Below are 7,632 nucleotides of genomic sequence, written 5' to 3'. Positions count from 1 at the left end.
CACAAAATTTCTGACACCCCCATAGCGGCCGTTACCGCAGCAACGGATATGTACACCATAAAACCCGACCCCAGGCCCCACCCCGGCATCAACAGCCCCTAAACACCCCGGGCCGCTTCTCGACCATCGCCCGCACACCCTCCTTGGCATCTTCACTGTTAAGCAGCTTCTCCACCAACACCGGCAACCCGGCCGCCGCTGCTGTCTCCCCCTCCATGCGCGCCTGTCGCGCCGACATCAGCGTCGCCTGCACCCCCAACGGCGCCTGCTGTGCAATACGGTTCGCCAAGACCACCGCCCGGGGCAGCAGATCCTCGCTGGCCATCACCTCCTGCACCAACCCCAACCGCAGCGCTTCGTGGGCATCAAACTCATCCCCAGTGAGCAGCCAGCGCATGGCATTCCCCCACCCTGCGACCTGATGAAACCGCAACGTCGCGCCCCCAAAAGGAAAAATCCCACGCTGCACCTCCATCTGCGCAAAGCGAGTGTTGCTGGCACACAGATTGATATCCGCCGCCAGCATCAGCTCTATACCGATGGTCAGGCAGTAGCCCTGGGCCGCCACAATCACCGGCTTGCTGACCCGGGGCCCGGCAAAAACACCCCACGGATCACAGCCACCCAGCGGCGGCTGCCAGCCCTGCGCCATGGTTGGCCCCACATTGGCCAGGTCCAACCCGGCGGTAAAGTGGTCGCCATGCCCAAACACAATGGCTACCCGCGCCTCCTCATTACGATCAAATTCGCCATACGCCAGGCTCAATTCATTGAGCAATTCCAGGTCAAACGCATTGCGCTTGGCCACGCGATCCAGGCCCAGCAACAAGATATGGCCCTGCTGTTCACGGCTGACGCGGCTGCTGGTGGCTGGGTTCATGGCGTGTGCCCTCGGGCGCAAAGGAGGTTTCGGACCGAAGGGCCCGCTGTTAGGGGTGAACCGTTTAAGCGTCATGACCAGCAGGGCCGGGCCTTTGAAAAATAGACCCTGCTGCCTGGAAGCGCAAAGCCTTTGATGCAGAGCCGTTTACCTGTGTTTTCCGATAAAAAAAGCTCCCTTTTTCAGCGATTTCCGGTATAGTGCGCGCCGGCCTTTAACCGGGCCGCGTTTAGGTAGCGCAATTCCCCGAAGTCAGCTTCGGCTGCACGTCCGCACAGCGGACTCTCCCTTGACGAATCTTTTTCATTCATTCGTTTTCGCAAATCCCCGCCGACAAAGCAGCCAGGGCGACTCTTGAGTCTCAACACGGCATGCGCAGCTTTGGAGCATGGGTCTTTGCGGATGCACTTAGAGGCAGACCCATGACCCAGGAAACCGGCGGCTTCGCCGCTTTTAATCTTAACCCGAATATTCTTGCTGCCGTCATCGCGACTGGCTACGAAGAACCTTCGGCTATTCAGCAGCAATCGATCCCGATCATCATGGCCGGCCAAGACATGATTGGCCAAGCGCAAACCGGTACCGGTAAAACCGCCGCGTTCGCCCTGCCAATCCTGCACTGCATCGATCCTGCCAAGCGCGAGCCGCAAGCCCTGATCCTGGCGCCAACCCGTGAGTTGGCGCTGCAAGTAGCAACCGCTTTCGAAACCTACGCCAAGCAAATGCCGGGCGTTACCGTTGTGGCCGTTTACGGCGGCGCGCCTATGGGCCCACAACTGAAAGCAATCCGTAACGGCGCACAGATCGTTGTCGCCACGCCGGGCCGTCTGTGCGACCACCTGCGTCGCGACGAAAAAGTCCTGTCGACCGTGAACCACCTGGTTCTGGACGAAGCTGACGAAATGCTCAAGCTGGGCTTCATGGACGACCTGGAAGTCATCTTCAAGGCACTGCCAGCCACCCGTCAGACCGTACTGTTCTCGGCTACCCTGCCACAGTCGATCCGTGCCATTGCCGAACGCCACCTGCGCGATCCGCAACACGTGAAAATCCAGACCAAGACTCAGACCGTTACCGCGATCGAACAGGCTCACCTGTTGGTTCACGCTGACCAGAAGACCTCGGCTGTATTGAGCCTGCTGGAAGTCGAAGACTTCGACGCCCTGATCATGTTCGTGCGCACCAAGCAAGCGACCCTGGACCTGGCCAGTGCCCTGGAAGCCAAAGGCTACAAAGCCGCTGCGCTGAACGGTGACATTGCCCAGAACCAACGTGAGCGCGTCATCGACTCCCTCAAGGATGGCCGTCTGGACATCGTTGTGGCGACCGACGTTGCTGCCCGTGGCCTCGACGTTCCACGTATCACCCACGTGTTCAACGTTGACATGCCTTACGATCCAGAGTCCTACGTTCACCGTATCGGCCGTACCGGCCGTGCGGGCCGCGAAGGTCGTGCACTGCTGCTGGTGACTCCACGTGAGCGCCGCATGCTGCAAGTGATCGAGCGTGTAACCGGTCAGAAAGTTGCCGAAGTCCGCCTGCCGGATGCCCAGGCCGTTCTCGATGCCCGCATCAAGAAACTGACCAACAGCCTGTCGCCGCTGGTGGCTGACGCTGAATCGACCCACGGTGATCTGCTGGACCGCCTGACTGCCGATATCGGTTGCACCCCGCGTGCCCTGGCTGCAGCCCTGCTGCGCAAGGCGACCAACGGTCAGGCCCTGACCTTGGCTGCCATCGAGAAAGAACGCCCACTGGTACCGAACAACGCCCCGCGCGGTGATCGTCCAGAGCGTACCGGTGACCGTCCGGACCGTGGTGATCGTGAGCGTCGTGCTCCGGTTCCATTGGCTGAAGGCCGTGCCCGCTGCCGTACCGCGCTGGGCGCGCGTGATGGCATCGCTGCCAAGAACCTGCTGGGCGCTATCCTCAACGAGGGTGGCCTGGCACGTGAAGCGATCGGTCGCATCCAGGTGCGTGACAGCTTCTCCCTGGTGGAGCTGCCGGAAGATGGTCTGGAGAAACTCCTGACCAAGCTGAAGGACACTCGCGTTGCCGGTAAGCAGTTGAAGCTGCGTCGCTACCGCGAAGATTGATCCGCCCCTGGGCTGATTGATCGAACATAAAAAATCCCCGACTGGTTCGGGGATTTTTTTTGCCTGTGATCAAGCGAAACGATAGATATCCATGCCCAGCGCGCCCAGCGTGAAGCCTTGGTGGGCGGCGCTGAACTCACCACCGGCGCCCCGGGCGAAATACAGCGGCAGCAAATGCTCGTCGCTGGGATGGCTGCGCACGGCATGAGGTGCCTGGCGGCGATAGTCATGCAGGGCCGCTTCGTCGTTGTCGGCCAGTTTGCTGACCATCCAATCGCGAAAATCCCGGGCCCAGGGCTCGATGCTCTCCGGCCCGGCGTGCCAGTCCAGTTCCCCGAGGTTATGGGTGATGCTGCCGGAACCGATCAGCAGCACGCGTTGCTCCCGCAGGCTCGCCAGTGCGTGGCCGACACGGGTTTGCAGGGCAGGGCCCATGCGGCTTGGCAGCGATACTTGTACCACCGGAATATCAGCGGCCGGGTACATCAGTGACAGAGGCACCCAGGTGCCATGGTCGAAGGGGCGCTGGTCATCAATGCGTGCCTCCAGGCCATCAGCCTTGAGCAATTGCACAATGTGAGCGGCCAGTTGCGGGTCGCCCGGCGCCGGGTACTGCACTGCAAACAGTTCGCGCGGGAAGCCGCCGAAGTCGTGCCAGGTCTCGGGTGCGGCGCTGCCCGTCACGAGTAAACCCTGGCTTTCCCAGTGTGCCGAGACCACCACAATGGCTTTGGGCCGTGGCAGCTCGGCGGCCAGGCGCTTGAGTGCCGGGCCGCTGGCGCCGGGTTGCAGGGCGAGCATGGGCGAACCGTGGGAGATAAACAGGCTGGGGAGCATGATCGAGTCCTGAGGGTTAAGATGGGACCATCTTCAATCAGATCATTGATCTAAATCTAATATAAGTTTTAGCGCTATTTGATCTAATTTTTAGGGTGAATTATGGAGCCTGGATTTTGGCATGAGCGTTGGGCGCGTAATCAGACGGGCTTCCATCTGCCTGAGGTGAACCCTTACCTGCTGCGGCATTGGCCCGGCCTGGGTGTGGCGAGCGGGGCGCAGGTGCTGGTGCCGTTGTGCGGCAAGAGCCTGGACCTGGTATGGCTGGCGAGTGTAGGGCATCGGGTGATGGGGGTTGAACTGTCGGAAAAGGCCGTTGAAGAGTTCTTCAGCGAGCAGGAACTGACGCCTCAGATCCGTCAGCGAGGTGCATTCAAGGTGTTTCAGGCAGGCGCCATCGAGGTGTGGTGTGGGGATTTCTTCGCGCTGGATGCCGACGCGGTGGCTGGCGGCGCGGCGCTTTACGACCGTGCGGCGTTGATTGCCTTGCCGCCGTTGATGCGGGAGCAGTATGCCGCGCACTTGAACCGGATCCTGACGAGAGGCAGTCGTGGCTTGTTGGTCACCCTCGATTATGAACAGACGCAGAAGGCTGGCCCGCCGTTTGCGGTGAGCGACGAGGAAGTGAAGTGGCTACTGGGCCCGCACTGGCGCCTGGATGTACTGGAGGAACAGGACATTCTTGGGGAAAGCTGGAAGTTTGTTCAGGACGGTGTCACACGCCTGGACGAGCGGGTTTACCGGTTGGCCTGGGGCTGAATCGCGGCCACAAAAAAGGGGCGATTGAATCGCCCCTTTTTTAGTCGCTATCAGCCGCGACGACGCAGCGCGTCAATCCGCTCTTCCAGCGGTGGGTGGCTCATGAACAGGCGAGCCATGCCCTGCTTGATGCCACCGTTGATGCCAAAGGCCGTCAGGGTGTTCGGCATGTGCACCGGCAAGCCCTGTTCGGAGCGCAGGTGTTGCAGGGCGCTGATCATTGCGCCGGTACCGGCCAGGCGTGCGCCGGCTTCGTCTGCGCGGAACTCCCGTTTGCGCGAGAACCACATCACGATCGAGCTGGCGAGGAAGCCCAGCACCAGTTCGGCGAAGATGGTCGCCACGTAGTAGGCCATGCCTTGGCCCTGTTCGTTCTTGAAGATCACCTTGTCAACGAAGTTGCCGATGATCCGTGCAAAGAACATCACAAAGGTGTTCACCACGCCCTGCACCAGAGCCAGGGTCACCATGTCACCGTTGGCCACGTGGCCGATCTCGTGGGCCAGCACTGCCTTGATCTCGTCGGGCGAGAACCGCTCCAGCAAGCCCTGACTGACGGCTACCAGCGCGTCGTTCTTGTTCCAGCCGGTGGCGAAGGCGTTGGCTTCATAGGCCGGGAAAATCCCGACTTCGGGCATCTTGATCCCGGCTTCGCGGGACAATTGCTCGACGGTTTGCAGCAGCCATTGCTCATGCCGGGTGCGTGGCTGGGTGATGATCTGGGTGCTGGTGCTCATCTTCGCCATCCACTTGGAGATGAACAGCGAGAAAATCGAACCGGCAAAACCAAAGACTGCACAGAAGATCAGCAGCTGATTGAGGTTCAGATCAACCCCGTTGGCCGCCATGATCCCATTGAAGCCGAACAGGCTCAGCGTGATGCTGGCAATCAGCACCACCGCCAGGTTAGTGGCCAAGAACAGCAGAATGCGCATCATGGTTGTAGAATTCTCCTCATGCTTAATATGTCGCGTACTGCGGGGTATATAAGGTGCGGCATGGGGCTATTCAACCGAGGGACTATTTCAAACTGTGTCCTACAGCCTGAATGTAGAGCCTTGAAGGGAATTTCCGAGGCTTGGGATGGCTCGAGAGTCCCGCTCCATGACCTTGCGGCCCTGTAATTATAGGGTGGTGCCCGAGCCAGGGGGGAGCCGGTGAGCGTAAAAGCGAAAGCGGCCCGCGCAGGGCAAAGAAGTGTTGCCAGATAATCGCTGTACGACCGCTGGCGGGCCGTACAGCGCAATGTCCATTACTGGCGATAGGACTTCAGGAAGTTACCGATACGACCGATGGCCATCTCCAGGTCATCCACCCGCGGCAGGGTGACCACCCGGAAGTGATCCGGCCACGGCCAGTTGAACGCCGTACCCTGGACCACCAGCAGCTTTTCCGACAGCAGCAGGTCGAGTACGAACTTCTCGTCGTTGAAGATCGGGCACACTTTCGGGTCGATGCGCGGGAAGGCATACAGCGCGCCCATGGGCTTGACGCAGCTGACACCCGGAATCGCGTTCAGCAGCTCCCAGGTGCGGTTGCGCTGCTCCAGCAGGCGGCCTTGCGGCAGTACCAGGTCGTTGATGCTCTGGTAGCCGCCCAGCGCGGTCTGGATCGCGTGCTGGCTCGGCACGTTGGCACACAGGCGCATGTTGGCCAGCATGTCGATGCCTTCGATATAGCTCTGGGCATTGTGCTTGGGCCCGGAAATCGCGATCCAGCCGGAACGGAAACCCGCCACCCGGTAGGATTTCGACAGGCCGTTGAAGGTCAGGCACAACAGGTCCGGGGCCAGGGAGGCGGTGCAGATGTGCACCGCGTCGTCGTACAGAATCTTGTCGTAGATCTCGTCGGAGAACACCACCAGGTTGTGCTGGCGGGCCAGTTCGAGCATGCCCAGCAACACTTCCTTGGAATAGACGGCGCCGGTGGGGTTGTTCGGGTTGATGATCACCAGGGCCTTGGTGTTCGGCGTGATCTTGGCCTTGATGTCGGCCAGGTCCGGGAACCAGTCGGCGCCCTCGTCACACAGGTAATGCACCGGATGGCCACCGGCCAGTGTTACGGCGGCGGTCCACAGCGGGTAGTCAGGGGCCGGCACCAGCACTTCGTCGCCGTTGTTGAGCAGGGCCTGCATGGACATCACGATCAGTTCGGACACGCCGTTGCCCAGGTAGATGTCTTCGATGCCGACACCTTCAACCTGCTTTTGCTGGTAGTACTGCATGACGGCCTTGCGGGCACTGAACAGGCCCTTGGAGTCGCTGTAGCCTTGGGCAGTGGGCAGGTTGCGGATCACGTCCTGGAGGATTTCTTCCGGCGCTTCGAAACCAAAGGGGGCCGGGTTGCCAATGTTCAGCTTGAGGATGCGATGGCCTTCCTCTTCCAGGCGTTTGGCGTGCTTGAGCACCGGGCCGCGAATGTCGTAGCAGACGTTGGCGAGCTTGTTCGATTTGCTGACCTGCATGGCGATGTGATCCTGAAAATGAACGATCCAGACGGTGTGAAGACTACCGTGCTGAGAATCCTGCGTTGGCCTGACCCATAAATACGTTTGAATGCCGGTAACGCGGGTGCCAGACTGGCGCTTTGACGAGGCGCAATCATACGTGCCGCCTGATCCATGGAAAAGACACAGATCAGGCTTTTTCAGTTGCCGAGGTGTACCGATGGAAAAGTTGCAGAAAACCGTTGATGAATGGAAGGCCATGCTCGATCCGGAGCAGTACAACGTGTGCCGCCTCAAGGGCACCGAACGACCGTTCAGCGGCAAGTACAACGGCACCAAGACCGATGGCGTCTACCACTGCATCTGCTGCAATGAGCCGCTGTTCGATTCGAACGCCAAGTTTGACTCCGGCTGCGGCTGGCCCAGCTTCTACGCGCCGATTGCCGAGCAGGCGATGGTCGAGATTCGGGATATCAGCCACGGCATGGTCCGCACTGAAGTCACCTGCGCCAAGTGTGATGCGCACCTGGGGCACGTGTTCCCGGACGGTCCGCCGCCGACCGGTTTGCGTTATTGCATCAATTCGGTGTGCCTGGACCTGGTGCCACGCTAAA

At 60.4% G+C, this 7,632-nt stretch carries 7 protein-coding genes; 3 read left to right on the top strand and 4 right to left on the bottom strand.

The features are described from left to right. Positions 1–88 precede the first annotated feature (88 nt). Positions 89–880, bottom strand: coding sequence for a crotonase/enoyl-CoA hydratase family protein (locus HX855_RS06450; RefSeq protein WP_177089195.1), 792 nt, complete (start codon positions 878–880; stop codon positions 89–91). A gap of 422 nt (positions 881–1,302) precedes the next feature. Between HX855_RS06450 and HX855_RS06445 the strand changes: the two genes are divergently transcribed. Continuing rightward, positions 1,303–2,976 (top strand): DEAD/DEAH box helicase, encoded by a 1,674-nt coding sequence (locus HX855_RS06445; RefSeq protein WP_003209050.1) that lies wholly within the window; start codon positions 1,303–1,305, stop codon positions 2,974–2,976. Positions 2,977–3,045: 69 nt separating this feature from the next. Here the strand turns inward: HX855_RS06445 and HX855_RS06440 are convergent, their stop codons facing one another. Next, positions 3,046–3,813: a class III extradiol ring-cleavage dioxygenase gene (locus HX855_RS06440; protein ID WP_177089194.1), complete on the bottom strand. Its 768-nt coding sequence runs from the start codon at positions 3,811–3,813 to the stop codon at positions 3,046–3,048. A 102-nt stretch (positions 3,814–3,915) separates the two neighbouring features. On the opposite strand from HX855_RS06440, the gene HX855_RS06435 reads away from it, so the two are divergent. Next, the gene (locus HX855_RS06435; protein WP_177089193.1) at positions 3,916–4,572 is read left to right on the top strand and encodes a thiopurine S-methyltransferase; all 657 of its coding nucleotides are present in this window, start codon (positions 3,916–3,918) and stop codon (positions 4,570–4,572) included. Between the two features lie 50 nt (positions 4,573–4,622). Here the strand turns inward: HX855_RS06435 and htpX are convergent, their stop codons facing one another. Together htpX and HX855_RS06425 are read right to left on the bottom strand one after the other, a co-directional pair. Beyond that, complete coding sequence (gene htpX, locus HX855_RS06430; RefSeq protein ID WP_003209055.1) at positions 4,623–5,510, bottom strand: protease HtpX; 888 nt, start codon at positions 5,508–5,510, stop codon at positions 4,623–4,625. Positions 5,511–5,824: 314 nt separating this feature from the next. Beyond that, on the bottom strand, positions 5,825–7,036 hold the full coding sequence (locus tag HX855_RS06425) for a pyridoxal phosphate-dependent aminotransferase (protein ID WP_177089192.1): 1,212 nt from the start codon (positions 7,034–7,036) through the stop codon (positions 5,825–5,827). Between the two features lie 202 nt (positions 7,037–7,238). Between HX855_RS06425 and msrB the strand changes: the two genes are divergently transcribed. Continuing rightward, entirely contained in the window at positions 7,239–7,631 is a 393-nt protein-coding gene (gene msrB / locus HX855_RS06420; protein WP_177089191.1) for a peptide-methionine (R)-S-oxide reductase MsrB, read from the top strand. The last annotated feature ends 1 nt before the right edge of the window (position 7,632 follow it).

It is taken from the genome of Pseudomonas sp. IPO3778 (assembly GCF_013386825.1).
Taxonomy (GTDB): Bacteria; Pseudomonadota; Gammaproteobacteria; order Pseudomonadales; family Pseudomonadaceae; genus Aquipseudomonas.
Note: the sequence above shows the minus strand (reverse complement) of the source record. Positions and strands in the feature narration are given on the sequence as shown.

Coding starts and splice junctions, on each gene's coding strand:
- HX855_RS06450 (WP_177089195.1), bottom strand. CDS start 880: ATGAACCCAGCCACCAGCAGCCGCGTCAGCCGTGAACAGCAGGGCCAT.
- HX855_RS06445 (WP_003209050.1), top strand. CDS start 1,303: ATGACCCAGGAAACCGGCGGCTTCGCCGCTTTTAATCTTAACCCGAAT.
- HX855_RS06440 (WP_177089194.1), bottom strand. CDS start 3,813: ATGCTCCCCAGCCTGTTTATCTCCCACGGTTCGCCCATGCTCGCCCTG.
- HX855_RS06435 (WP_177089193.1), top strand. CDS start 3,916: ATGGAGCCTGGATTTTGGCATGAGCGTTGGGCGCGTAATCAGACGGGC.
- htpX (WP_003209055.1), bottom strand. CDS start 5,510: ATGATGCGCATTCTGCTGTTCTTGGCCACTAACCTGGCGGTGGTGCTG.
- HX855_RS06425 (WP_177089192.1), bottom strand. CDS start 7,036: ATGCAGGTCAGCAAATCGAACAAGCTCGCCAACGTCTGCTACGACATT.
- msrB (WP_177089191.1), top strand. CDS start 7,239: ATGGAAAAGTTGCAGAAAACCGTTGATGAATGGAAGGCCATGCTCGAT.